This is a genomic window from Actinomyces minihominis (assembly GCF_900187855.1).
In the GTDB taxonomy this organism is placed as follows: Bacteria; Actinomycetota; Actinomycetes; order Actinomycetales; family Actinomycetaceae; genus Scrofimicrobium; species Scrofimicrobium minihominis.
Map to the genome: position 1 here is coordinate 267,555 of NZ_FYEG01000003.1, position 24,623 is coordinate 292,177.

General features: G+C 55.1%; 23 protein-coding genes. 12 read left to right on the forward strand and 11 right to left on the reverse strand.

What is annotated here, in order from left to right:
• Positions 1 to 80: 80 nt before the first annotated feature.
• The 3 genes from CS903_RS09365 to CS903_RS05185 are packed head-to-tail and all read left to right on the forward strand — an operon-like array spanning position 81 to position 3,431.
• Positions 81 to 524, forward strand: coding sequence for a YbjN domain-containing protein (locus CS903_RS09365; RefSeq protein WP_164996683.1), 444 nt, complete (start codon positions 81 to 83; stop codon positions 522 to 524).
• On the forward strand, positions 517 to 987 hold the full coding sequence (locus CS903_RS05180; RefSeq protein WP_164996684.1) for a YbjN domain-containing protein: 471 nt from the start codon (positions 517 to 519) through the stop codon (positions 985 to 987). The genes CS903_RS09365 and CS903_RS05180 overlap by 8 nt, the downstream gene beginning before the upstream one ends.
• The gene (locus CS903_RS05185) at positions 984 to 3,431 is read left to right on the forward strand and encodes a DEAD/DEAH box helicase (RefSeq protein WP_099332482.1); all 2,448 of its coding nucleotides are present in this window, start codon (positions 984 to 986) and stop codon (positions 3,429 to 3,431) included. Before CS903_RS05180 ends, CS903_RS05185 begins: the two co-directional genes overlap by 4 nt.
• Here CS903_RS05185 and CS903_RS05190 read toward each other — a convergent pair.
• From CS903_RS05190 to CS903_RS09590, 4 genes are all read right to left on the reverse strand, one after another.
• Positions 3,381 to 3,986, reverse strand: coding sequence for a Rossmann-fold NAD(P)-binding domain-containing protein (locus tag CS903_RS05190; protein WP_099332483.1), 606 nt, complete (start codon positions 3,984 to 3,986; stop codon positions 3,381 to 3,383). The genes CS903_RS05185 and CS903_RS05190 overlap by 51 nt on opposite strands.
• 107 nt (positions 3,987 to 4,093) lie before the next feature.
• Positions 4,094 to 4,507, reverse strand: a complete 414-nt coding sequence (locus CS903_RS05195; protein WP_099332484.1) for an Rv3654c family TadE-like protein — start codon at positions 4,505 to 4,507, stop codon at positions 4,094 to 4,096.
• Positions 4,507 to 4,905: a hypothetical protein gene (locus tag CS903_RS05200; protein ID WP_129587603.1), complete on the reverse strand. Its 399-nt coding sequence runs from the start codon at positions 4,903 to 4,905 to the stop codon at positions 4,507 to 4,509. The genes CS903_RS05195 and CS903_RS05200 overlap by 1 nt, the downstream gene beginning before the upstream one ends.
• Positions 4,906 to 4,910: 5 nt before the next feature.
• Positions 4,911 to 5,045: a DUF4244 domain-containing protein gene (locus CS903_RS09590; protein ID WP_099332553.1), complete on the reverse strand. Its 135-nt coding sequence runs from the start codon at positions 5,043 to 5,045 to the stop codon at positions 4,911 to 4,913.
• 335 nt (positions 5,046 to 5,380) lie between these two features.
• Between CS903_RS09590 and CS903_RS05210 the strand changes: the two genes are divergently transcribed.
• The 5 genes from CS903_RS05210 (at position 5,381) to CS903_RS05230 (ending at position 10,972) form a co-directional block, all read left to right on the forward strand.
• Positions 5,381 to 5,698, forward strand: a complete 318-nt coding sequence (locus CS903_RS05210) for a helix-turn-helix domain-containing protein (protein ID WP_099332486.1) — start codon at positions 5,381 to 5,383, stop codon at positions 5,696 to 5,698.
• On the forward strand, positions 5,699 to 7,378 hold the full coding sequence (locus CS903_RS05215; RefSeq protein ID WP_099332487.1) for a DNA primase family protein: 1,680 nt from the start codon (positions 5,699 to 5,701) through the stop codon (positions 7,376 to 7,378). It begins immediately after the preceding gene.
• A gap of 250 nt (positions 7,379 to 7,628) precedes the next feature.
• Positions 7,629 to 8,144, forward strand: coding sequence for a hypothetical protein (locus tag CS903_RS05220; protein ID WP_099332488.1), 516 nt, complete (start codon positions 7,629 to 7,631; stop codon positions 8,142 to 8,144).
• A 482-nt stretch (positions 8,145 to 8,626) separates the two neighbouring features.
• Positions 8,627 to 9,109, forward strand: a complete 483-nt coding sequence (gene mobC, locus CS903_RS05225) for a plasmid mobilization relaxosome protein MobC (RefSeq protein WP_099332489.1) — start codon at positions 8,627 to 8,629, stop codon at positions 9,107 to 9,109.
• A 6-nt stretch (positions 9,110 to 9,115) separates the two neighbouring features.
• A complete protein-coding gene (locus CS903_RS05230) occupies positions 9,116 to 10,972 on the forward strand; it encodes a relaxase/mobilization nuclease domain-containing protein (RefSeq protein WP_099332490.1) in 1,857 nt (618 codons plus the stop codon).
• A 66-nt stretch (positions 10,973 to 11,038) separates the two neighbouring features.
• Here CS903_RS05230 and CS903_RS05235 read toward each other — a convergent pair whose 3' ends face one another.
• The 5 genes from CS903_RS05235 to CS903_RS05255 form a co-directional block, all read right to left on the reverse strand.
• A complete protein-coding gene (locus CS903_RS05235) occupies positions 11,039 to 11,587 on the reverse strand; it encodes an antirestriction protein ArdA (RefSeq protein WP_099332491.1) in 549 nt (182 codons plus the stop codon).
• 139 nt (positions 11,588 to 11,726) lie between these two features.
• Positions 11,727 to 11,945 carry a helix-turn-helix domain-containing protein gene (locus CS903_RS05240; protein ID WP_099332492.1) on the reverse strand — a complete coding sequence of 73 codons (219 nt, stop codon included), beginning with the start codon at positions 11,943 to 11,945 and terminating at the stop codon, positions 11,727 to 11,729.
• A 27-nt stretch (positions 11,946 to 11,972) separates the two neighbouring features.
• Positions 11,973 to 14,978, reverse strand: coding sequence for a type I restriction endonuclease subunit R (locus tag CS903_RS05245; protein ID WP_099332493.1), 3,006 nt, complete (start codon positions 14,976 to 14,978; stop codon positions 11,973 to 11,975).
• Complete coding sequence (locus tag CS903_RS05250; protein WP_099332494.1) at positions 14,971 to 16,176, reverse strand: restriction endonuclease subunit S; 1,206 nt, start codon at positions 16,174 to 16,176, stop codon at positions 14,971 to 14,973. The genes CS903_RS05245 and CS903_RS05250 overlap by 8 nt, the downstream gene beginning before the upstream one ends.
• Complete coding sequence (locus tag CS903_RS05255; protein ID WP_306345675.1) at positions 16,173 to 17,060, reverse strand: type I restriction-modification system subunit M; 888 nt, start codon at positions 17,058 to 17,060, stop codon at positions 16,173 to 16,175. The genes CS903_RS05250 and CS903_RS05255 overlap by 4 nt, the downstream gene beginning before the upstream one ends.
• A gap of 400 nt (positions 17,061 to 17,460) precedes the next feature.
• Between CS903_RS05255 and CS903_RS05260 the strand changes: the two genes are divergently transcribed.
• Complete coding sequence (locus CS903_RS05260) at positions 17,461 to 18,693, forward strand: AlbA family DNA-binding domain-containing protein (RefSeq protein WP_099332496.1); 1,233 nt, start codon at positions 17,461 to 17,463, stop codon at positions 18,691 to 18,693.
• A gap of 263 nt (positions 18,694 to 18,956) precedes the next feature.
• Here CS903_RS05260 and CS903_RS05265 read toward each other — a convergent pair whose 3' ends face one another.
• Complete coding sequence (locus CS903_RS05265) at positions 18,957 to 19,646, reverse strand: hypothetical protein (protein WP_099332497.1); 690 nt, start codon at positions 19,644 to 19,646, stop codon at positions 18,957 to 18,959.
• A 273-nt stretch (positions 19,647 to 19,919) separates the two neighbouring features.
• Between CS903_RS05265 and CS903_RS05270 the strand changes: the two genes are divergently transcribed.
• Both CS903_RS05270 and CS903_RS05275 read left to right on the forward strand, forming a co-directional pair.
• A complete protein-coding gene (locus CS903_RS05270; RefSeq protein ID WP_129587605.1) occupies positions 19,920 to 21,047 on the forward strand; it encodes a hypothetical protein in 1,128 nt (375 codons plus the stop codon).
• Between the two features lie 109 nt (positions 21,048 to 21,156).
• A complete protein-coding gene (locus CS903_RS05275) occupies positions 21,157 to 22,134 on the forward strand; it encodes a hypothetical protein (protein WP_129587606.1) in 978 nt (325 codons plus the stop codon).
• On the opposite strand, the gene CS903_RS05280 is transcribed toward CS903_RS05275, so the two are convergent.
• Positions 22,094 to 23,113: a DNA methyltransferase gene (locus tag CS903_RS05280; RefSeq protein ID WP_099332500.1), complete on the reverse strand. Its 1,020-nt coding sequence runs from the start codon at positions 23,111 to 23,113 to the stop codon at positions 22,094 to 22,096. The two genes, CS903_RS05275 and CS903_RS05280, sit on opposite strands and share 41 nt — an antisense overlap.
• A gap of 507 nt (positions 23,114 to 23,620) precedes the next feature.
• On the opposite strand from CS903_RS05280, the gene CS903_RS05285 reads away from it, so the two are divergent.
• Positions 23,621 to 24,469: a hypothetical protein gene (locus CS903_RS05285; RefSeq protein WP_099332501.1), complete on the forward strand. Its 849-nt coding sequence runs from the start codon at positions 23,621 to 23,623 to the stop codon at positions 24,467 to 24,469.
• Positions 24,470 to 24,623: the final 154 nt, after the last annotated feature.

The window sequence follows — 24,623 nt, forward strand, 5'->3', positions numbered from 1 at the left end:
TTTTGCAGTAACTTCCTGCGACTACTGTTATCCCGGACCCTGACATTTCTGACAAGACTAACCGCCTGGAAGGAGAGAAAGTGACCGAGCCCCGTCCCGTAGACATTAACCGGGTCAGAGCTGCGCTGCAGTCCAGAGACCACTTCTTCCACGAGGTGAAAGCCGGCACCTGGCAGCAGGACCACGACACCTATGTCACCACCTGGACCGTAGAGGAAGGAAAGATCCTCCGCTTCAAGGCACGGTCGGCTCGGCGCTACCACGGTAACCAAACCCTGGACCGTCTGGCCCGCTACGTCACCCTGTCGAACCGAAATCGGGTGTTCCCCAAGGCTTATATCGAACCTCTTGATGTCAGCGGCCTGTACACAGTTTCGGCTGAGTCGAACCGCCTCATAACCTTCGGCCTCAGTGAGGTCCAGTTCAATGCGTTCCTTGAGCACGCCCTCTACGTGCTCGCTTCCTTCTTCCAGGACTTTGAACTGGCAGATATTTCGGACCCCGCTGGCGGTAATCATGCCTGAGCCCTACCTGCACGCAGTCCCAGAGGATCCAACCATCCCCTACCCGGTGAGCATGGCTCGCCTGGAGGCAACCATCGCCCGCCTCGGTTACACAGACGCCAACGTGCACCTTACCGAGGAGGGCGGAACATTTGATCTTCGAGGGCATTCCTTCCGGGTCTCCCCTTTCTCCAACCGGGACTACATCTCTATCCGACTCGAATGGTTTCCGCCCTCGCCGATGACACTCCGCTACCTGTTTACAGCAGCAAACTCGTGGAACCGCTCCCGCCATTTTCCCACCGTTTACATCGACCGCAGCAGTGAAAATGAGCTGATCATAGTGGCGGACAGTATTCTGCACTGCCGCTACGGCCTGTCCGATAGCCAGCTTGAGGACGAGGTCGAAACCGCCATCATCACCAGCACCAAAGCCATCGACTACGTCGAATGGGCCACCGGAGAGATGTACTCGCGGGGATGAGAAACCAGAAGCAGGCCGATCCCGAGGCGCTTCTCAGCTATCTGAAAGCCATCGGGATCAAGGACGACAGGCTCCTCCATATCGCTGAACTTCCGGGTCGACCCAGCACGTTCACCCCGTGGCCGGCCACGGTCAACCCTGCTGTGATCAAGGCCTTTGCACACCATGGGGCCAACCAACTCTGGTCCCACCAGAGGCAGGCTCTCGAAGCGACCGCCCTTGGCAAACACGTCGTCATCTCCACTGGCACCGGATCAGGCAAGTCACTCCCGGCATGGGTGCCAATCCTCTCCGACCTCGTCGAGGCCGCAAGCGACCAGACTCTGGCCGGTTATCGGAACCGACCAACTGCCCTCTACCTGGCCCCCACCAAGGCGCTGGGCGCCGACCAGCTTGAGTCCCTCAACAGGATCACCGCGAGCATTCCCGTTCCCATTCACGTGGCGGGAGCTGATGGTGACACCGACAGCGATGCCAAACGGTGGGCACGAGCCCATGCGGATATCGTCCTCTCTAATCCCGACTACGTTCACCACATCATGCTGTCGGGACATGAACGCTGGACCAGGTTCCTGCGCTCCCTGCGCTACATCATTGTGGATGAACTGCACTACTGGCGGGGAATCACCGGCTCTCATGTCGCACTGGTCCTGCGGCGCCTCCTCCGGGTCGCCAGATCCCTGGGGGCAAATCCACAGGTGATCATGCTTTCCGCCACCATTCGCGACCCCGAGGAGTTGGCTGCGTCAATGGTCGGCTCCTCGAATGTAGTTGCGATTACGGATGATGGCTCCCCGGCCGCACCCCGCCATCTGGTGTTCTGGCAACCCGCACTAAGTCGGGCCGAGACCCTGAAGATGGAGATGGTTGGAACTGAGGATGCACCGGCCTACCCCATTCCGACCCTGCGGATCAGTCCCTGGACCGAGGCCGCCAACCTCGGGGCGGCGTTCATGGAACGGGACGCCCGCCTGCTCACCTTCGTCCTTTCCCGCTACGGTGCAGAGGCCGTGGCAGCTCAAACCCAGGACCGCCTGGACCGGATTGGTTCGTCACGGTCCGGAAGGGTCAGCGCCTACCGCGGAGGCTACCTTCCCGAAGAACGTCGCGAGCTGGAGAGGCTCTTGCGCAGCGGGGCCTTGCAGGCGGTGGTGACGACCAACGCCCTCGAACTGGGAATCGACATCTCAGGACTGGATGCCACCATCACCTGCGAGTGGCCCGGTTCCAGAGCTTCACTGATGCAGCAGGCGGGGCGTGCCGGTCGAGCCGGTCGCAGGGGGGTCAGTGTCTTCATTGCCGGTGAGAATCCCCTCGACAACTACCTGGCGCACCATCCGGAAGAGGCACTTGCGACGGTGGAGGCAAACGTCCTCGACCTCAAGAATCCTTACGTTCTCTCCTCTCACCTGTGTGCGGCCGCTGCTGAGAGACCACTTCAAGAGGACGATCTGGCACTGTTTGGCCTGACTTCACCAGCACTTCTCGATTCCCTGACGGAGCAGGGCTACCTGTGGAAACGCCCCACGGGCTGGCACTGGAACTACTCCCTACCCCTCAACCCCCACGACCTCACCGACATTCGCGGAGGCGGAGGAGACGTCCAGGTGGTCGACTTGAAGACCGGCGCGGTAATCGGGACGGTCCCCGAGGACAGGGCAGATTCGGAAGTTTTCCCGGATGCCATCTACATCCACCAGGGCAAGACCTTCCACGTCCTCGAACTATCGGGAATCAACAACCCGGGAGCAGGACGTAAACCGCAGCGGGTGGCCGTGGTCGAGCGAGTCAGCACCCCGCTGCGAACCCGGACGGGACGTCACGCCGATGTCAAGATCCTCAACGAACTGGAAACGTGGGTTTCGGATGACGGACTCGTAGAGTGGCACAGGGGTGAGGTCGAGGTAACGTCAAGGGTCACCGACTACGACCTTCTGCGACTGCCCGCCATGGAGTTCATCGCCAACTATGAGCTCTCCCTTCCCGAACGCAAACTGCAAACCATGTCGACCTGGTACACCCTGAAGCCGGGAGCCGTAACAATGTCTGGCATCGACACCGCGGACCTGCCGGGTGCTCTGCATGCTGCCGAACACGCTGCGATCGGCATGTTGCCGCTGATCGGCACCTGTGACCGCTGGGATCTGGGGGGCCTGTCGATAGCCGAGCACAGCCAAACCGAACTGCCAACCGTTTTCGTTCACGATGCAATGCGCGGTGGGGCCGGGTATTCCGAGTACGGTTTCCGTCATGCCACCGAGTGGATTACCAAGACGGCCCAGGCGGTGGCCGAGTGTCCGTGTGAGGACGGCTGCCCCTCCTGCATCCAGTCCCCCAAGTGCGGCAACCGGAATGAACCACTTTCCAAGCGGGGGGCAGTTGCCCTGTTGGACCTAGTTCGGCAACGGGCCCCCGGAACGGCCGGTACGGACCGGAAACTGTAGGCCTACGGCCGCCAAGACTTCGCGCTCCTCTACCTCGGTGAGGCCGGACTTACGATTACGACTGATTCCTCGCGATTGCTCGTCATCCAAAACGCGGCTCAGTGTTACAGGTAGCGGGCGCGCCTCGCCTCCGTTCGCAAGGAATGATGAGCCGTCGCGTTGAGCAAAGCCGCGATACGGAGCTGGAAACCACAGGGGAAGGGAGCGCGGACCAGCCCAGTATGCGACGTTGTGTGCCAGTAGCTCCTCATCAGAGACAGCAACGAACTCCCCATCAAACCCAGTAACTTCACGCGCCTGTTCGAGGACGCTACTGAATGTGTGACTGGGACCGACAGCGTTTACACGCCCGACACACCCGGTCCCACCAGCTTGAACAACCCACCGGGCCAGGTCTGCGACATCGATGATCTGGACGAACCTACCTTCCGTGGTTGGGGTGAGGACCCGCCCTCCGCGGGCCAGGCACACAACTTCGGCACCTACGTCCCGACCGGCAAGCGCAATTTCACGACCCAGCCATCCCGTACCGCCGAGGATAAGAATCCTCTCCATGCCCCTCAGTCAACATGCAACCCAGCGGAGAAATAGGCAGACTCGCTGTGCACGGAAGGCTGCACTTCCCAGCGGCAGACGAAACGCTAATCACCAGACGGCCACGTTCAAGAGCCCAGCGGTCCAGCCCGCGATCTGACCTGAATCGTCAGAGGGAGGCCCAGCACCACGACCTCCGACTTCAGGGTTAGATAGAAGTCCAGATCAGTCGGTTCTGATTGAGACTGACAGGTTCCAACCACGGCGTTGTTAGAGGTGGCTACGACCTCCGCTGCCGCGCAGCCCGCCTGGCGGAAAGTCTCGCTGAACTCGGGGCCGGCCAAGACCATACTGGTGGGCGCTGAGTCAGCAGCCGTCAGTGCTGCCATATCAGCCACCCCCTGCAACCAGGCACGTTTGGCATAGATTGCCGAACCGCTGAGGAAGGTGAACAGGAGCATGAGCACAAGAGAGACAACAGCGACCATCCAGATGGTCGCGCTCCCATTCTCCGAGTCCGACCAGGGGGCCCTGTCTTCCATCACGACCCCCCACCTGAAGAGAGCCAAGACAGTCCTGACTCTGGGATCCCCGCAATCTCACACCTGAGGGTTCCCAGGTTCCAACCTGCCAGGGAAGCCGCGGGTCTGGTCCCCACCACCCTGAAAGATCCAGGCCCCTGGATGACCGCCATGGTTGATCCCGCCACACCCTCAACACCCCCACCGGGGCTACCCCCAATACTGTGAGAACGGGCCGCCACCCTCACCTCTTCGCAGAGCACCGCCCGCGACTGTGCTGCCCCCAGAGCCATGAGCGCCACCGTGAGCACAAACACCAGGGCAGCCAGGCCAATCGCAATCTCGACAGTGACCATCCCGTCCTCAGAGTGGTCCCTCTCTGAACCTTCTCCGAGGACGGGAACGTGTCTTTTCTTCATGGTCTTTAAAAAGACAGCGCCGACTGGATGATGCCCGTGAGAAGCCCCTTCACGCCCCCACTCTTCAGCACCGCCACCAGCAGACCCGCAAACCCTGCTGTTGCTACGGCTCTACCTATAAGACATATTCCAATACCTATAGTTACGAACTGGGAACATCACTGTTTCCAACAGTTTAGACTTCTCTTGCCTTCTATTCCCCTGTCACCTCGACATTTGTCGTGGGAATCGATCTATTGCGAGACAACGGTTGACAATATGTTATTTATGAGGCACAATTTTCTCGCCGGTTAGTCTGACACACAACCGGCGGCCAGACCAAGCAGTTGGTGACTGCTTTCGTTTTGCACGAAGTCTGGTGGCAGGCTGAAGCAGCATGAGCGGACTTTCCGCAGACTCCAGCATTCACAGCCTGAGCTGGGGCGTTTCGTCGAAATGACGATGGGTGTGTCTCACTCAGAAAGTGAGATGCATTGTGTCTTCTTCCGTTGATGTTCTTGAAATAGAACCCATCTCAGTCGACTCTCATACGGCTGCTGCCCTCACGGGGTTTAGCGTGGGTACTCTCATAAATCAGCGCTCCCAAGGGATTGGTCCTCCCTACCGCAAAATCAAAGGTAAAGTCCTCTACCTCTACTCCGAACTCAAGGAGTACATCGAGAATTCTCCTGCCGGCGGACTTCCTGTTCCAAGCGCGATTGACAACGCTGTTGATCGGATTGTGGAGAATTGGCCCACGCTTTCTGAAGCCCAAAAAGAGGCCATCACTGCCGCTGTGGGTGGTGCTGTTTAGATGTCAACTGAAACACAAGAAATAGATAAAAAGAACAAGTCCGACGCAGCTAGAGAGAAACTGTCTCCCTTCGATCTGAGAACAGCTAATGAGATCGTCGTCAAAGTCACGGCTGATTACATTTCTGAAGTGCAGCAAAGATTTGCCAACGGGGAAGAGCTGACTTTCTTTGATATTGAAAGTCAGTTGCTCAGGAAGACCAACGCCGCGATTTCGGTCCGGAATTTGATGGTTGAAAAGGGAGAGAACGTGCCACTCTTGCGAGACAACTTGACGATCTACCAGGTCGCTGAGTTAGCAAGTCATTTCGGCGGCTTCGTAAATATTGCAACGTCCATTTCAGCAACGCCAAGTAACGACATGCTTGCAATTTATGACGCGCACCGTGGCATTTACACGTCTGCACTTCCTGCCCTACAGGGTGGGGTTCGCAGGATCGCGCCCACGCTTTCCTCGCGAGCGGTGGGCGAGGTTCTGGAGCAATTGCAAGATCGCGCAAGACGCGTTGTAGAGAGCAGTGACCCTGACTTGGTCCCAATGAATAATGGGGTGTTCAACTACGGCAAGAAAGAGTTGGTGCCCTACGGTCCCGAGTTGGTGTTCACAGCAAAATGCGCGGTTGATTACGTGGCTGGTAAAAAACATCCGGACTTGTCTGGCCCTGATGGCGAGAGGTTCAATTTCCACGAATGGCTCTTTGATCTGATGTCTGATGACGAGGAGACTTTTTGGCTCGTTTGGCGGGTTATCGGCGCGGTGCTGCGCGGGTCTGTCTCTTGGGATAAAGCGGTCTTTTTCTACGACACTAAAGGCTCAAATGGTAAGGGCACCTTGGCCGAGATGCTTCGAAATTTGATTGGGCCGGAGAACGCGCACTCTCTACCAATTGTTGATTTTTCGCGGGATTTTATGCTGGAGCCTCTTACTCGGGCTTATGCCGTTATTACTGACGAAAACGATGTCGGCGGCTTCATCGACCGATCCGGCAACCTGAAAACTGCCATCACTCACGAGCCCTTGATGATTAATCGCAAGGGTCGGTCTCCCATCTCTTATGCCTTTAAAGGAATGATGATTCAGTGTGTGAACGAGTTGCCAGCGGGCAAGGATAAGACCAGTTCGTTGGCGCGGCGATTTTTGTTCATTCCCTTTGAAAAGACGTTTGTCGGCAAAGAGAAAAAGTGGATAAAGAGCGAGATGATGAGCAACAAAGACTTGCTCGAATACATTGCATACTTTGCGCTTAGGATATTACCTGACTACTACGATCTAGGTACCTCGAAGAGAGCCCGGGAGCTCTTGCAGGAATATCGGATTGAGAACGAACCGGTGCTAGATTTCTGGGTGGAATTTAAGGATCAATTTGCCTGGGATTTTCTTCCCAACGCATTCCTATATGACCTTTTCAAGGCTTGGTTCCAGGAGACGAACCCATCTGGAAGAGTGCTTGGGCGGAACAAGTTTTTGGCGCAGCTTGAGGGGATTGTTGACCGTGAGGGCTCGGAGTGGCAGTGGACAGACAGCCCTCAAAGACCAGGTGGCAGAATGTCATCGCCTGAGTATTTGATCAAGGATTTCTCCTTGGAGAATTGGAAAAATCATGACTACTTCGGCCGGGACGATGACTATGTTTGTACGCCGACTTTGAAGGCTTCCTATAGAGGACTCGCACGGAAGTGATGTGTTGAGTTTCGTTGCGAAATAGCGCTTTTAGAAGAATTGAATACTCACTGGGCGGGACTTCCAGTTTACGAAAAAGGAACGGCTGTGAGCCGGTGCTGATGCCTCCCTACGTCGGTGCATACAAATAGTTCAGCGGTTTGGGAACCGCATTTGCCAGCGCGATCTGGTGTGAGAGTTTTTGTGTATCGGTATTTTTCTTCATCTGTCTCGCTCCTGGCAAGGAGCGCTCTGTAAGTAGCGGAGTGCAATGTCGAGATTGATAAGGATTATTGAAATGAAAGAAATACAGATTACCAAACTCTCGCCCAAGGTTAGGGCGCAGAGGTTAGAGAAGAAGTTAGCGCAGCAAGCAAAACTGGAAGCAGAACTTGCTGCATTGAAAGCGCAAGAGGAAGAGTATCAAGCAGAGCAAATCGCTAAGGCTTGGGAGTCTCTAACAGCAAAACTTCAGACAAGTTTGAAGATTGATGAGGTTGAAGAGATTCAACTTTTGACTGAGGTTCTGACCGCTCAAGAGATGATTGACGTGATGAAATCTTCCATCAAGCCTGATGCAGAAGAGGCCGCAGAAGAAGTAACTGAAGCAACAACTGTGGATACGCCTACTAATGTCCCCAGCCCTGCCCGTCGCTCCGTTTCGGTGCAGTCTGGGGTTGACGGTAATGAAGAGCAAGATGAGCCTGAAGAGGTTTCATCTGGGTTTGAAAATCCCTTCAGGCACCAGTCTGCGTCGTCTGATTGGAGAAGCCGTTACATGGGGTAACGATCTGCCCGGAATAAATAATCCCGCCTGTTCTCTGACTGAGAGTGGGCGGGATTTTTGTTGCCGACTTATGCAATGTCGGCATCCAAAGATGCATCTACTTGTTGCAACTTTGTACGCGCAGAAACCAGAAGCGGTAGCGCTGGTTTCGAGCACAACTGCAACAAACACAGAGCAGCGCGGCGGGTTTGTTGTAGCCGGGGTTTGGGGTCCCACGTAGTGGGGATAGGGGCAGAGCCCCTAACATCTTTTTGCGAGCTGGAGGGGAGCAAAAAGCAAGCAAGTCCGTCAGAATCGGTAGATTCCAAGGCAGAATCCAAGATTCTGGCTGACGACGGAACTGCTTGCCGTCTGGATTCTACGATTTTCGTCACAAAATCCGGGGTTGCTCTTTTAAGAAAAAAGTGCCCCGGATAGAATTTTTGTGGAAGCGGATTTCGTAGAATCCAGACCTTTGGCCTCGGAAGGAGGTGAGCCGCCTTATGCTGAAAAATCTTGTTCAAGATTCGCATAAGGCGCGCCGCCGAGAGGAGAGGCCAAATCGGATCACTGTAAGGCTGTCTAACACTGAGTTAGACGGTCTGGAAGTGATACGTGAGGCATTAGAAGTAGGTGCAGGTTCTGATCTGACTACTTCTGATGTTGTGCGTCTGTTGATCTCAACAGATGCAGATGCGTATGCCGCTGCAATGCGTGAAGGTCCATCTCCAGATGATTTAGCAATGCAGACTGGGGCGTTAGACAGTGCGGCTGAACAACTGGAAAATCTTCGTAGCGAACTACGCAAGATTGGTGTCAACTTGAATCAACTTACTCGCGTTGCGAATGTGACGGATCAAGTTGATCGAGACGCTGTGTCTACCGTTGGAGTTGATCTTAGAAATCTGACAACAAAGTTGGATGTCATTGAAGATTTCTTGATGGATGTTGCTTTCGCTGATTCGAGCAATGAAGTGGTCGGGTGATGCATTATGACTCGCCCAATTGCCGCAATTGTTGTGTCTTCTCCATCGAGAGTGTCACGAAGACTCAATAGGTACGTTGCTAACCCAAAGGTGAAGAACCAACCACGCTTTGTTGCACAAAGTGGGCTCAATGGGTGCTCACCTCGGTACGCCGAAGCACTGATGTCGCGTAATCGGCAGCGGTGGGGGAAGAACAAGATGATTGAGGGCATCGATATTCTTCCTGACGGGACAAAAGGCAATCGCTTTTACGAAGGTGAATATGTCCAGGCTTACTCACTCGTGCAAAGTTTTGCTCGTGAGGGAGATGGTGCACTTGACCCAAATGATCCGGTAGACATTGATGTCGCGCATGATGCGGGCCGCGCATTAGCGGAGGCTTTAGCCGGTAATGATCGATATGCGACTGTCACCACTCAGATTGATGGAAATACCGGCTGCATACACAACCACATTGTCTTAGATTCTGTTTCCAAAGTTGATGGTAAGTCTCTGCGCAGTGGCGTAGTGACACACTTCCGACTGGCAAAACTTCATGATGAAGTGTTGCTCAACGATTGCGACCTTGAGCAAGTAAACACTCTCAAGAAGCGAGGCTCCATTCCGGAGAAGTCGGAAGAGCGCGCACTCAAGAAGTACAACACTTGGGAGAAGAATCCAGTTGGTGATGAGCCGTTTTCTGTTGCGATCTTGAAAGATCGCATTCGGCTTGCATTGCAAGATGATTCGTTTGTTTCGTTGAAGGATTACTTTCGTGTGTTGGAAAGATATGGCGTCAATGGGAGACAGCGCGGTGAAGGTGGCCGCGGTATAACTTATCGAATGTTGCGCATTGATGCAGCGGGCAATCCCATTGTTGGATCGCGCGGTGATATCAGACGAGCATCAAAACTTGGCGCAGATTTTATGATGCAATCAGTTGATGATGCCATTGAGCGCAACCGGCTGTTGCAGCAACAAAAGGCGCAGATGGTTGCGCCTACTGTTGCATCTGTTGGAGTGGTTTCTGAACTCGATGAAGTAAATCTTCCTGAGTCAAAGTTTGACGCCTTGATGCGTGAATACGGCAAGCAAGATCTTGCTGCTGAGGCCGATGAGTTGTTGGCGCAGTTTGTCGCAGATCGAGAAGAGAGATTGTCCAAGCCTGCCCGCCGCGCCGCTTCGGTACAGGCTCAAGATGAAGCATCAGTTGTAGAAGAAGAGGTAGTAGAAGTTGTCGCGCCTGGGCCTACGGCTGAAGAGAAGTATGGCGCTCAGATCGAGGCATTGGTACAAGCAGACTTGCTTCGTTTAGAAGAAGAGCAACGTTTGGAGAATGAGGCTGCCGCCGCCGCCGCTCTGGCTGTGCAGCCTAAAGAGGCGGTTACCTCAGAGTATGTTCCCGCGCCTGCCGCTGCCGCTTCAGTAGCACGTGAGGTCATGCGGGAAAACAGGGAAGAAGTTGAAGAGTTTGTCTCTCGGTTGCACGAAGTAGAGGCGCGCTCGCAGTCGATGCGGGAACGCATTGCTGCATTGGCTGAATACGAAGATGAGGCTGTGCCTTTGCTGGTTGAAGGCGGATCTCTTGATGAGACAAGGCTGAAAACTATGGGTATTGGCGGGCGCACGGTTGATTCTCTCGGTGACAAGATGCATCCGATGTTTAGACGGCAGTTACAGATGCGTCAGAAGAAATCTGAGAGGGCTAGACAGGCGTTTGAAGCGGGCAATGTTGATAGGGCAAAGGCTCTTCGTCGCGAGATGTCGGAAGGTAACTATGGGCTCTCTGCGGCTGCTTTGAGTGAAGAAACTTTGGCTGCCATGAGACGCAGAGAACAAGAGTTGGAGCAACGACAAGCGAAGCGACAAGATCGAGAGTTCTAGAGTTTGAAAAACAAAATGCCCCAAGCCATGTGGCCTGGGGCATCGTTTGTTTCTAAGTGGTTGCTGTTAGTTCGCTGCAAAGACATACACGTAACCGCTACTTGCTTCAACGACATTGAAATCTTGTTCGATGCTGTCTGCATACCGATAAACATCGAAGTACTCGCGTAACTCTGACGGCATCTCAGCGAGCAAGTCAGTGCTCTCGATGTACTCTTCAACGAAATCAGTGAAACAGTCGTACTCGCCACGGAACCGGTCTCTGAATGCCGCCAGATCAGGCAAGCCATCTGAGTCCTCAACATGCGAGCCATCGCGGTACCAAGCGCGCAAGGCATCTTGCTCAACGCTGCCGCCTACCTCTGAGAGAAGTTCCGCTTCTTGTGTTGCTCGCTCGGGCGACATCTCGGAATCAGTGAGCAGGTTTTCTGTATCGAAGCACCATAGTTTTTCATCAGGTGAGTAGTCGTAGAGACTGTGCTCGAAGACATCTTCAGGCGTAACGTTTACGGCTTCTGCGGCGTCAACCCATAGACCGATGAGGTGACCAGAGTTGTAAGCGCCGTGGCTACTAACCCAGACTCGCGGGGTGCCTACAAGAGTGCGTGTGGACATTGGGGTTTCTCCTCTTCCTAGCTGGTGGAAAGAGAGAGGCAACGGGGATTGCTGGCAGTCTTGCTCTAGTGAATAGACGCGCTTACGCCTAACCCGCTGCTCTCTCGCGGAGAATCTCGTAGCCGCCTCTGGCGGTGTTCTAGTTGTTTCCCAGTTGTTCCATCGAGACAGACAGATCCAACGCTTTAGCGATCTTGGTGAGGCTTGAAGTGTTCACGAACTTTCCCGTTTCTATACGGGCCACTGTGGGCCTTGAGAGGCCGGCTTGTTTTGCTAGGGTCCACTGGGACCAACCGCGCCTCTTACGGGCTTGACGGATGGTTTTTGCGAAGATTAGAGCGGGTTCTTGGTTACTCATGGAAGATATTTCCTACTTCTACAACCCTTACTGTGGTGGCCACCCGCCCAGACCGATGAATCTTTCTAGGAGCGTGCTGAGCCGGTCAATGACTTGGGTTTTCTTGTTGCCGTGGTCTCGGTTGGGTGTGAACCGTGACAGCGGGGGAAGAAGATCTGTGATCGCGGTTCCGTACTGAGGGATGCTGCCCTCTCTAAATGCAGATTCGACAAATGAGTAAACATCGCCTTGCAGGTTCTCTTCAGTGATGATCTGATCTAGTTCTTGTTGCCTCTGGGTGTTTACAAAGTCATCCCACTGCTCATCAATAGACTCGTCAAGATCGACATTGCTAATGAAGTTATCGAAGAGATCGCGCCTTGGTCGCAGTGACGGGCTAGCGTCAACGATTGCCAGGATGCGGCGGCGCATTTCTTCGCGGGTTTCGTCTTTTTGGTCTTCTTGGTAGTCAGCAATGAGGCGAACGATGTAGTCGACGTTGACTTCGATTTGTTTGATTAGTTCGATCTCGAAGACAAGTTCCATCTGCTTGCCATCTTCATCATCTCCACCGTCACCGCCTAGTTCATCTCTGATATCTAGGTACATGGATCGGTAAGAGTCGAGTATTCCTGGTGAGAGGATGTCGTTGTCTTCAAACTCGTCGAAGGATTCCAAGATGTTGCGTAGGCGAAGTATTGATCCGAACAGGCGCGCAAAGTCTTTCTTGGCTTGTTCTCCAAGGATGTTTTCACCGGTGGGATAGGTGTCTTGGAGTTTGCTGACATTGGCGGCATAGTCGGAGAAGTATTCGTCGAACTCTTTCAACAGAACTGTGGTTCTGGCGTTCTTGTTACCAAAGAGTTCTAAGGCTTCATCGGTGGCCTGGCGTAGATCCCGGTAAGAAACAATGTTTCCGTAACTCTTGACATCATTGAGGATGCGGTTGGTGCGTGAATACGCTTGAAGTAGTCCGTGGCTTTGTAGTTGTTTGTCTACGTATAAAGTGTTCAGGGTTTTGGCGTCAAAGCCAGTGAGGAACATATTGACCACAATGAGAAGGTCAATCTCTCGTTTGGCAGTTTTGTCTGAGACATCTTTGTAGTACTTCTCAAAGCCTGCGGAGTCAGTGGAGTAGTTGGACTTGAACATCTGGTTGTAGTCCGCGATAGCGGCCTCTAGGAAGTCTCTATCGGGCGTAGACAAGGCTGAGGTGTCTAAGTCCTCGTCGGTGTCCCAATCGTCGGGATTAGGCGCGTAGGAGTAGATTAGAGCCACTTTGAGGCGTTGGTCCTCGGGAATGTCTGCTTGGGCTTCTTTGAAGGCTTGGTAATAGGCTTTAGCAGCTTGAATAGAGGCAGTAGCAAACAGCGCGTTGAAGCCCAGTTGTCTCTTGCCTTGAATTGTCATGGCGCGGTTACGCCGGGTTTTCTTGTCGAAGTTCTCCAAGATGTCGGCGGTGATCATTTCGATGCGCTCTGGGGCAAGGAGTTGCTTCTCTTCGACTTTTTGACCTTGGTCCGTGGTCTCGTTGTAATCAACGCGGAATGGAAGAACGTTTCCATCTTCGATGGCATCGACAATGTTGTAGGCGTGCAGCATTGGGCCAAAGAGATCTTCAGTGGTTCGGGCTTTGCCCTCTGTTTTGGCGTTTTGCGCCAGTATCGGGGTTCCGGTAAAGCCAAAGAGGTTGTAGTTCTTGAAGGTTTTCCTAATGCCGGCGTGCATCTTGCCGAACTGAGAACGGTGAGCCTCATCAAAGATGAAGACAACGTGATCTTGGTAGATCGCGTCTTTCTTGTTCGCGGCGACAAAATGGGAGAGTTTTTGAATCGTCGTAACGATGATTTTGACGTTTGGATCGTTGATCTGGCGCTGGAGCACCTTGGTTGAGGTGTTGGAGTTTACTGAGCCTTTTTCAAAGCGCTGGTATTCCTTGACAGTCTGGTAATCCAGGTCTTTGCGGTCAACAACAAAGATGACTTTTTTGATGCCATCGAGTTTGGTTGCCAGTTGCGCGGCTTTGAATGAAGTCAGAGTTTTGCCTGATCCAGTGGTGTGCCAGACATAGCCTCCGGCATCCGTGGTGCCGAGTGTCTTGTAGTTCTGCGAGGCTTTGATCTTTTGCAAGATGCGCTCGGTGGCTGTGATTTGGTAGGGCCGCATCACTAGCAGTTGCTGGTCGGCAGTTAGCACTGAGTAGTTGAGCAAGACATTGAGCAACGTGTGTTTTGACAGGAAAGTAGAAGCAAAGGCCCTGATGTCGCGGATTTGTTTGTTAGATGTGTCAGCCCAGTAGGAAGTGAACTCGAATGACGCGGAAGAAGAACGGTTGGCAGAGCGACCGGCTTGATCATCAACGTGTTGTTGGCGAGTGGTGTTGGAGTAGTACTTGGTTGATTCTCCGTTAGAGATGACAAAGAGTTGAACGTAGTCGAAGAGACCGTTTCCGGCCCAGAAACTATCTCGGCCATAGCGTGCGATCTGGTTGAATGCTTCCTTGATAGCGAGCCCGCGCCGCTTGAGTTCAAGGTGAACCATGGGAAGGCCGTTGACCAAGATGGTTACGTCGTAGCGGTTCTTGTATTTGCCGCCGTCTGGGGCGTACTGGTTGATGACTTGAAGATAGTTGTTGTGAATATCTTGTTCATCAATGAGGTGAATGTTGCGCGTTGAGCCATCATCGCAGTCCAGAAGCAAGATGGGGCTCTCGTGGATGCGGGCCGTGCGGTCTTGTACCGTGTCGGCTTGGTTAGCGATTTGGCCCTTGAATAGGCGCTCCCACTCGGTGTCGCTGAACTCGTAGTCGTTAAGGATTTCTAAGCGCTTGCGCAAGTTGTTGACAAGATCGGCCTCGGTCTTGATCGAGACATACTTATAGCCCAGGCCAGCATCGTTGCCGGCTCCGGCAAGTTGTTTGATCAGATCGGCTTCCATCTGTGCTTCGCTTTGATGGGTTTGGATCTGAGGTACTGATGGAGCGTTTTCTACCACTACGGGAATATCACCGTTGATAGCGATTGGCGTGTAACGGCCCTTTGGTTGATCAGGCATCGACTTTTTCCTCAAAGGTCAGAAGTTCCTCCCGATAGTGCTCCAACTGCTTCTCCCGAACCTCGATCTCGTCTTCAAGATCAGCAATCAGGTTGGTAAAACCGTCGAGGATGCGGACTATCTCTTCTTGAACTGGAAGAGGTGGAAGTGGGATCTTATAGACGTTACGAATCACAGAGGGATGGGCTTTGCGGGTGTAGTCAAAGTTCTCTCCTTCCCACTGCGTGGTCAAGGCATGGTAAAGATATTTGGTTTGAAGAACCGATGAATCAACCGTCATCCATCCACTTACGTTGGTGACTGAATACTTGTGTGGGGGTCGATAGAAGAATCTGCCTCCGCCATCAACTGACCATGTAATTCGTTCGTCATCGAACATGTACTCGCCATAGCGACCGAACTCTCCAGTTCCAACGCCCGATGAGGAGTAAACGGGGTAATCGCCTGGTGTAGCGTTCAAGGTTTTTCGGGAGATTATTTTCCCGCGTCCTAGTTCAAGAATGCCTTGGTCTTCCATTTCGCTAAGCGGCATCGTTTCAACCCCATCAGGACAGTGCTCGGCGATGAGTTCACCGAGCTTGCCGCCGATGGTGCCATCAAAGGCGAAGATTTTGTCGCGGTAGTGCGCCAACTGTGAGCGGCGGATTGCCAGTTCTTCACGTAAATCGGTGATCAGGTTGGTGAAACCGTCAAGAATCCGAACTATCTCTTCTTGGACCGAAAGAGGTGGGAGTGGGAAACGAAGTTGCTCAAAAGTTTTTCGCTGTAGGCGCCTATGGCTGTTTGTGCTCCCGGTAACTAGGGATTTCAGAGTCTTCATCTGTGTTAGGACATAGTGGAATAGAAAGCCTAAATCGATGCTTTCGTCGAGTGGTGTTAAGGGGAAAAATTCGGTTGAACTGTAGGAGTGTTCTGTGACTTCTGTAAGTCTCCAGACACGAGGAATATGAGGATTTAGTTTTGACACTAGGACGGAGGGGTCTGTGATCCGGGTTTTGTTCGAGCCGACTTCGGTACCGGTGAGGATTTCTGGCCCGTTACCGAGATCGAATGAGGGGAGGCTGTAGATTTCTACAAGACCTTCACCCATTACGGAGGGTCTAACGCTGCGGCCACCTATATTCACAACTTTGCTAAGTTCAACACTCTCAATTCCATCAGGACAGTGCTCGGCTATTAGTTCTTGTAGGCGACTCATGCTCCGGCCTCCATATCTGCAATGTCGGCAAGCACAATGTCGCGGTTGAGGGTTTGACGCCCAACGATTTCTTCAGCCCGTGCGTTGAGTTCAACGATGTTGATCTTTTCGCGGGTATCTTCGCGTTCGACATAGGAAGTGGGCGTGAGGTTGTAGTCTTTGGCGGCTATTTCTGCGGCTGGGACCACTATGGCTTGGTACTGAACATTTTCTCTGTTTTCGTACAGGTCGAGAATATGCGCAATGTTTTCTTCTGATAGATGGTTCTTAGCGTTTTCGCGGTAGAACTCTTTGGAGCCATCAACAAACAACACATCGTTGGTTGCTTTGTTTTTCTTCAAAACCATGATGTCGGTAGCGATACCAGTTCCAAAGAACAAGTCTGGTGGTAACTGGATAACCGCTTCGACGTAGTTGTTATCTACTAGGTATTGCCGGATCTTCTGTTCTGCGCCGCTTCGGTATAAGACACCGGGGAAGGAAACGATGGCAGCGGTTCCATCGGTGGAGAGCCAACGCAAGATATGCATGGTGAAAGCAAGGTCTGCGTATCCCTTGGGTGCCAGCACCCCTGCTGGGGCAAACCGCTCATCATTGATCAGCGTTGGGTCATTGTCTCCAGCCCAGGGGATTGAGTATGGCGGGTTTGAAACGATGGCGTCGAAGGGTTGCTCGTCCCAGTGGGCGGGGTTTTCTAGTGTGTCGGCGTGGGCGATATTGAAGTTCTCGTACCCAACGCCGTGCAGCAGCATGTTGATACGGGCCAGGTTATAGGTGGTTCCGTTGATTTCTTGACCGTAAAAGCCCTCTGTGACTCCCTCATGGCCTAGAAACTTGGCGAATTGCAGGAGCATTCCACCACTGCCACAAGCGGGGTCGCACAAGCGAGTGGATTGGATACAAGGGACGCGAACTGCGCGTCACGAACTTGAGGGGGCGCGGCGAGTGGATCGGCTTGAGTTTGCGGGAATTTCCTGTTGCTCGGCAAGGACCCATATCTGCCATATGGCATCGTTCGGGATAGAAAATCCCCAAGAGGATGGCATTAGCGTCTTGACTTAGACCAGGGCCTGCGGCTTCACACAACTACCGCCAAAAGATTGTATGCGCGCTAAATCGTATTTGGGGACCAACTGTGCGGCAGTGGACCCTCGAGCGCCCTGTGCCCTGGTCAACCACGCAGAACCAGGCGAGTACGATGCGATCCGCCCCGTATTTCGTAGCAGCGCACCGCGCCGAGGGGGGACAACACCACGTAGAGCCGGACGTGGTAAGAGATTAACTATGACGTTCACAGCGCTCCATAAGTACCTCGGCTACCCGTCCGGTCCAGTCACAGACGACCTGGTGGCCGATGCGGTCGCGGCAGGACTGCCAGAAACGTTTGACCTGGACTGGAAGGGAGAGCTGCCGCCAACGAAGAACCTGAAGCATCACGACTTCCCGAAGGACGTCGCTGCGATGGCGAACTCTGGCGGTGGGACCATCGTCTTCGGAGTTACCGAGAAAGAGAAGGCAGCGACCGGACGTAAAGGGGTGGGGCCACTGACTGAAGGTCACGAGCGAACACTGCGTCAGGCCGCTGTCACATCAATAACCCCTCCCGTGTTCGGCCTACAGTTCTATCCAGTCGGAGAACCGGGTGAGGAGGCCGTAGTGATGGTCGTCCCAGCAAGCGTTGACGGACCACACCTGATCTACAACAACGACTTTTTCGGTGCGCCCATCCGCAACGGTGCGGACACCACGTGGATGAGAGAGGGCCAGATCGAAGCAGCCTACAAAGCCAGATTCGACGAACGCCGCCACTCCACCGAAGTTCTGGATAGCCTCTACGAGCAAGCCGCAACAGGGAAAGACACGAGCACCGCCGCTTGGCTTATCGCCGTCGCGCACCCCAGAGTTCCGAGAGTTGGTCAACGACTAGACCAGGAAGATGCGCGGACTATATGGGACAAAAGTAGACAGGCGACCCTCGATTTGTCGTTCAGGGGTCCCGCGCATCCGCTCGAACGCGTCACCTGGATCAACCCGCGACCCGGCCTGCGCAGATGGGTTGCGCCACCTGAAGAGGGCAGCGTAGGCAAGTGGAACGAAGCATGGATCGAAACCCATCACGACGGTTCGGTAAGCATCGCAGCAGCTGTGGGCGCTAGTCGTCACAGCCATGACGGCTACAACTTCGGCAACCAGATCGTCGCGGAGCAGGTCGAGTCCACACTCTCGGACTTCTTTGCCGTGATGCGAGAAACCGCGAAGGTTCTGGGCATCGGCGAGTATGAAGTCAAAGCCAGCATTGAATGGGAGGGGGACGTCCCGCTTCAGTTCGAAACAATAAACGGAGAAGCAGGGGTAGCCCGGCCAATACCGTCCTTCTTCCCCGTTACGGCCAGCGTACAGGCAGGGCTCTCACACGAGGAGCTACTCGAACAAGCCCGCACCTTCACGCAGGACTTCCTCAACCAAGGCGGAATCGCTGAACTACGAAACTTCCACGTCCCAAATCCCCTGTTTTAAGCGAGCTGGTGAGCGGCTTTTCGTCCAGCCCCGCGATTCTTGCCCCTCGAACCTCATGCCCCCGCTGCCGCGTATTTGTAACAACACCAGCAGGCAGCCAGCCGTACGCACTGGCTTGATGCCAGGGTGCTTCTAGGTAGTCAGTGCAGTTGGGTAGATTTTGGCCTGGTCTTGCGCCATCCGCCATTTCTGCGTGCGCGCCGCGGCTATGCACTCCCGAGCAAAAGGTTCGCCGTATATTCGTGTTGGGGTCTGCCCCGGGGCTACGACTGGCCGAGGAGTGCGGTAACAATGATCCCCGCCACTGTCGCTAAGAGGGTGAGTGACGCGATCGCGATGGTCCAGCGGGACCACTTGGTGGCGCTCTCGTTGTTCTCAGTCAGCCGACTGTCAACGCTGGCCATCTGCTGGTTCAATTGCTGGAGGTTCGCGGCCATGGTCTCCAGTGTTTCCAGCTGGGCAGTGGAGACCTCGACCTGCCGCTCTGCCCGCTCTTCTCGTTCGCGGTTCGCCTCTGCGACGCTGGCATTGATTTCTTCGATTTCTTGTTGGTACGAGTGGTTCAAAGCTAGAGCCGGGGTTTCAAGGTCTACCGCCGTGCACTTTGGGCCGCCCTTCAACTCCGGTATCCGGATCGCAGGAACGGACGCGTTTGCCATCTTGGTGATTGACTCCTGGAGGCCGTCAAGAACCGCGCTTGGTACGACTGATTCGCTGATGGACTTGAGGGTTTTGTTCATGTCTACTTGGGACATCACCTGTCGCTGGAGCGACTGCAGTGCGGGGACCATCTTGTCTGCCAAATCCTTGCTCTGCTTGACGGCTTCCTTGTGTCGGGGGTGGGTCTTGTCCTCAATCGCTTCTTGTAGTTCCTCCAGCGTCATTTCCTTCACGCTCTGGGGGTCATTGGGAGCGCATTCACCTTCGTTGCTGGTAATCGCAGGGTCTTTCATTTCGGCTCCTTCCCAGGGTTTGTCAAGCGCGGCAGCCCACGGCCCGCAGGTTTGGTTACCCACCATGTTCAGACGCGGAATCGCGGGGTGACGTCCGCTGGCGTGGGCGCGCCTCCCCTATAATCTCAGACTAGACGGTGCCGTTGCGGCGCGGTGCGCCCCAAGTGCGCTTGCCCCCTCCTGCGCCGCGCCCTCTTGGGTCTCTGAGGGGCACCGACTGTCAACGGGGCGGCGGAGCGACGAAGATTGCAATGCGTAGAGAGGGAGCAGCAGATGGCCGACGAGACTGAGAACGAAGTGGCGCGACGCTTAGGTGTCTCCCGGCACCCCGTTGTTGGACAGGTCGCTGGAGCGGTCAAGTGTTTTGCACCCCTTGGTTGGGCCGTACATGGGCGTTGGCATCAAGAAGGAACCTCCAGAGTGTTAAGACTGTTGGAGGAGGGCGCGACCTCAGAAGAAATTGACGAGGCGCTGACAGAAGTTTGGAACTCGAACAACAAGGAAATGTTGCGCCACGCGGCTGCGCCCGTACGCCGTTGGTCGAATTCCTATTTCCCGTTCAAGCAGGTCTTGTGGGACCGGGTGTCTCTCATCGACAAGGCCATTGAGCACCACTTCGCGGGTGCTTACGAGGCGTCCATTCCGATAATCTTCGCGCAGATCGACGGCTTGTCACGGGACTTGACGGGCCAGTCGTTCTTCTCCAAGGCAAACGCCGACTCATACATGGATGACGCCACTCTGGCGGGGATGGCAGAGAGCTTGCCGGTGGTACGGAAGGTCTTTTCGGAAAGCGTCAATGATTCAGGGTCATTTGGGCTGGTCTCGCGACATGGGGTGATGCACGGGCGGGATTTGGGATACGCAACTAAGGTCAATTCCACGAAGGCAATCGTTCTGGTCGCTGCTTTGGCCGAGTATTTCCCGCGCCTGGCTGATGATCTGGGGGCGCATTTCCGTTCCCAACATGATGAGAGAGTGGCGGGGGTGACGGGTGTCGATGAGAAGGGAAGGCTCGTCGATGACAGGCAAGTAAGGGAGTTGCTGAACTTCGCCTACGATTTCGATAGTGGCTACGCGACTGGCCTGCTCGTTCCCTTCAGTCATTTCGATCCGAGCGCAGAATTGCCCGGCCTAGCGCGAAAACACGGCTTGGAGCCAGAGGATTTCGCTTGTGAGCAGGGTGACGAGGGTGTCTGGTGGCACTACACGCTTCCCGCTGGTCAGGTGCTCGGCTACGCCGCACGCCCTACGACGAGCAGCACGCGGCGGCATCCCGACGTATGGCGGTGGGACGGCCGGGATTTGCCGACGGCCCCTCCATGGCAGAACGCGACGGGATGGCACTCCGACGACGATTTTCCCTGCTCACCGAACTGGGAGCCAGAGATCGTGATTTGACGCGTCGGTGTCCGGTTGTTTCATCGTCCCAACGTGGTGCGCTGGTTGGGCCAAAGACACGCCGTGACTGGAGGCCCGCGGCGCGGAAATTACGAATAGGTTTGTGTTTATGCACATTCCAAACGAAGCAGACTTGGCGCGCGAACTTGAACTGGCCGACCATGCGCTGTCCTCTCTGGTTGGAGAGGATGTGGACGCAATCTTCATCAACAGCGTCGAAACTGAAGAAGCTCCGTTCCTAGCTCGAATCGTGAGCAAGCTGAGCCCGATGGTCGGTAACTTGATGGAGCAGCGCATTGCGTCAACCCTCAGCCGCCACGCTGGAGATGGTTACGAATGGGTGCGCCAGGACCCGGGCTTTCCCGATGCGGTCTTGCGTGACAGCGAGACACACGAGATCTATGCGGGATACGAGATCAAGGCGTGGTACGTGATGAGCACGGAAATTACGGGTAGGTTCAGGGAGTCTCTGAACCTGCTCCAGGGCAAGAACGTAAACGTGGTAATCGTCGCCTGGTGCATGAGTAACCTGATTCTGGGACAGCCTAAAGTTCTCGGCATGCTCACGGTCTCAGGCGAAGAGTTGGCCAGCAGCCGAGATACTCACTACCATCAGCCGCCGCGCTACTTGACCATAGAGCCGAACGACACCACCGACCGAACCAGGAACCTCCAACAGTCGAACGTAAACGGGTACAAGTTGCAGGAGAAGGAATCGGAGGAGGTGAATCCCAGCGCACTAGCTGACGCGCTGACGCGGACCTACACGGACCAGGCTCCCCACACCCCGCAAGCACAAGCCGAGGCCGCCGAACTAATGCGCGACCTTTCGTACCGACTGGATACCAATTTCGCGAAGATCGACCGGGTAGACAACGATGTTGTTGAGGACTTCAAGAGCCGGATCATGCGTTCCGCGTATCTCGGACGGACGATCAAGGACTGGAAGGACGTCTTCTCAGACTTGACAAAGGCCGATGACGGCAAACGCGCGAGCGCAGAGGAGACCATAAAAGGGCTCTACGACGACATGCTTGTCGCTGAGCCTAAAACAGCGATTCAGCTCGAGTCGACAGACGCTCATTAGCTAAGGCGAAGAAGGACGGGTCGATCTCTGCACTCCAAGACGCACGTCCCGTTTCAGCAGCCGCGACGCTCGCCGTGCACAATCCTCCGAACGGCTCCCAGACGACGCCCCCTTCGTTCGTGCTTGCCAAGATTATTCGCCGCATAAGGTCAAGCGGCTTCTGGTTCAGGTGACTTGCGCTCATCGACGTCGGGTTATGCGTTCTGGGCGCGGACCGCTGCATGCTCCCTCGGTAGCGTTCTTTCCCTCGGAGGCTGGGACGGTCCCATACGTTGGTTATCCCATGCTCGTGGTTCCAAACAGAGCGCGTTGCTGCCCATTCGGCGGCAGTAACGGGGTGTGTTCCATCCAACGAGTAGTAGGGCCGACCTTCGGGGCTACCGTGGGCGTTGGCGTAATCGACGAGCTTCATCATCGTTTCCACAGGAGGGTAGTACCAGAGCCAACCTTGGTCGAAATACTTGCGCGTTGCCGCGTCCTTGACGCCGCAGGCTTCGTTAGCAAGGCGGCGCGGCAGGCCAGTCCGCTTCCACTCGTCGAGAAGCCACTGCTTCATGTGGACTTCAGGAGAGTCCTGGGTCGCGGGCTTGATCAGGGGCGTCCGGGTGTAGAAGACGCACACCTCGGTCACCACCGGGAAACGCCGGATAGTTTTGGAGTTCACGTTGCCTGCGACTTGGCCTAGGCCCTTGTTCCATGTGTTGGTGAACTCATACGTCCATCCATTGGCAACCAGGAGTGGGTGCACATTGGCCCAGCCGATTTCCGTGTTCCAGAACCAGAGGGTGGTGGCGAGAGTTGACCGCGCCGACCATTGCTTCACATGAGGTTCGTACCAGCTCGCTAGCTCGTCAGGGGTTCGGGGGTCGCCCGGGAAGCCTCCAACACCGTAGGCGCCGTCGCTGATGATCGTGTCGGGTGTGTCCCACTCGCTGTAGACATCAAGAGCATCTGCGTTGGATAAATGCCAGCTTTTCAAATGTCAACTCACCTCCGGTCGGTCATCTACATGTTTGCTCTCTCCACCCAAAGGTGCAAGTCGCGGGAACTGATCAGGAAGCTGCGATCGAGGGTGCCCCTGGGAGCAGTTCGAGTGCACCTTGCGTACCAATGGGGCATGCTCGAAAGCCGTGCCGCTAGAGATACAAAACGATTTTACTCGGTCGCGTTGCCTTACTGGCACCGGTAGTCAAGAGCTGCGCACAGTGCGCTCTGTGCCTATTGGGGTTCCGAACCGCGCGAGTCCGCGAGCGCCTGAAGGATAGTGGCGTGATTCACACGACGCCGAGAATCGTTGTCATTCCGGGACAAACCGCAGATGCTTGCCTGTCGTGTCGCTCCAAGAGAATACTGCTGGGTAGCAAAATGGCAAAAAAGATATAGAGTACTGGTTATCTACTTGATAGCGAACTGGCAGGTTAGATACCAAGTAGATGACCAGTGGGAGCGTAACGCTCCCAATTTGCTCACATTAAGGATAACTGAAATGTATGAATTCGAACCCAACGTGCTGTTGGTTAACGTGTCTCGCTCGTTACGTGAACGCGGCAGTGCAATTGCCGCCGCTGAGCGCGCTTGGTTACCGCAGGGCGACAAGCAGAAGGGCATGCTCGAAAGCGCAGACATTGTGATCGCGGTGGCTAGGAACCAGATCAAGGGCGTGTTCCGCACCCTGTCCGTTGCGCCGGATCATGAGTGGCCGGAGCGCCTGGCGTATGAGCTTCAGCCGCTTCCCGCTTATGCGGACCTGGTCGGCCAGCGTCTGAGTGAAGACGGCCCATATTGGAAACAGGGTGATGGGAGCGCCTTCAAGGCGCTTCCTCCCGAGTCCCTTGAGGAGCTGAAGTCTCGTGCGAATGAGGACCTCATCAAGGTTGGACCGCACCAAGTACGGCTTCTGGCCGACGGTAGCCTCATAGTCGATCTGGCTCCGGGCTATGACATCCAAGTGAGATCTGGCAGTCTGCCGGGCCCGAAGGCTAGGATCCAGGAGATTGTGGAGGCTTTGGCGGACGTTGGTGCCTGCACCACGTATCAGGTGATCGCCGAGGCGATCGGCAACTGGCCTCAACCCGTGGGCAGGTCAATTACAAAGAACGCGGAGATATCCCCGGCCGAGGGTGCGCGAGTCTTCCCTGCTGGTTACGCTCACGCAGGCGGCTGGCTGGTACCCGCCGACGACATCCTGGAATCCCAGCAGGGCGCCTCGCGCCCCCGGGGTGACATTTTGGTCGAGGAGGGGATTGGTACGCGACTCGATGACGGGTCAGTTTTCATTGATGCCGGAGATGTCATTGCGGACGCGGTCACGCTCCGTCGGGCGCTCAACGTCTAGGAGGCTCGCGCGGGCCACATCTCCGGGTGTTCTCGGGGGTGTGGCCCTGTCCCTAAGGGTTCTGCTCACGCCTCGGTCCGGCGGTGCCCTCGATGCTTGGCTTGTCCTGGACTTACCCTGCAATCAATACTGAGTGACGGTACGTGTCTTCCTG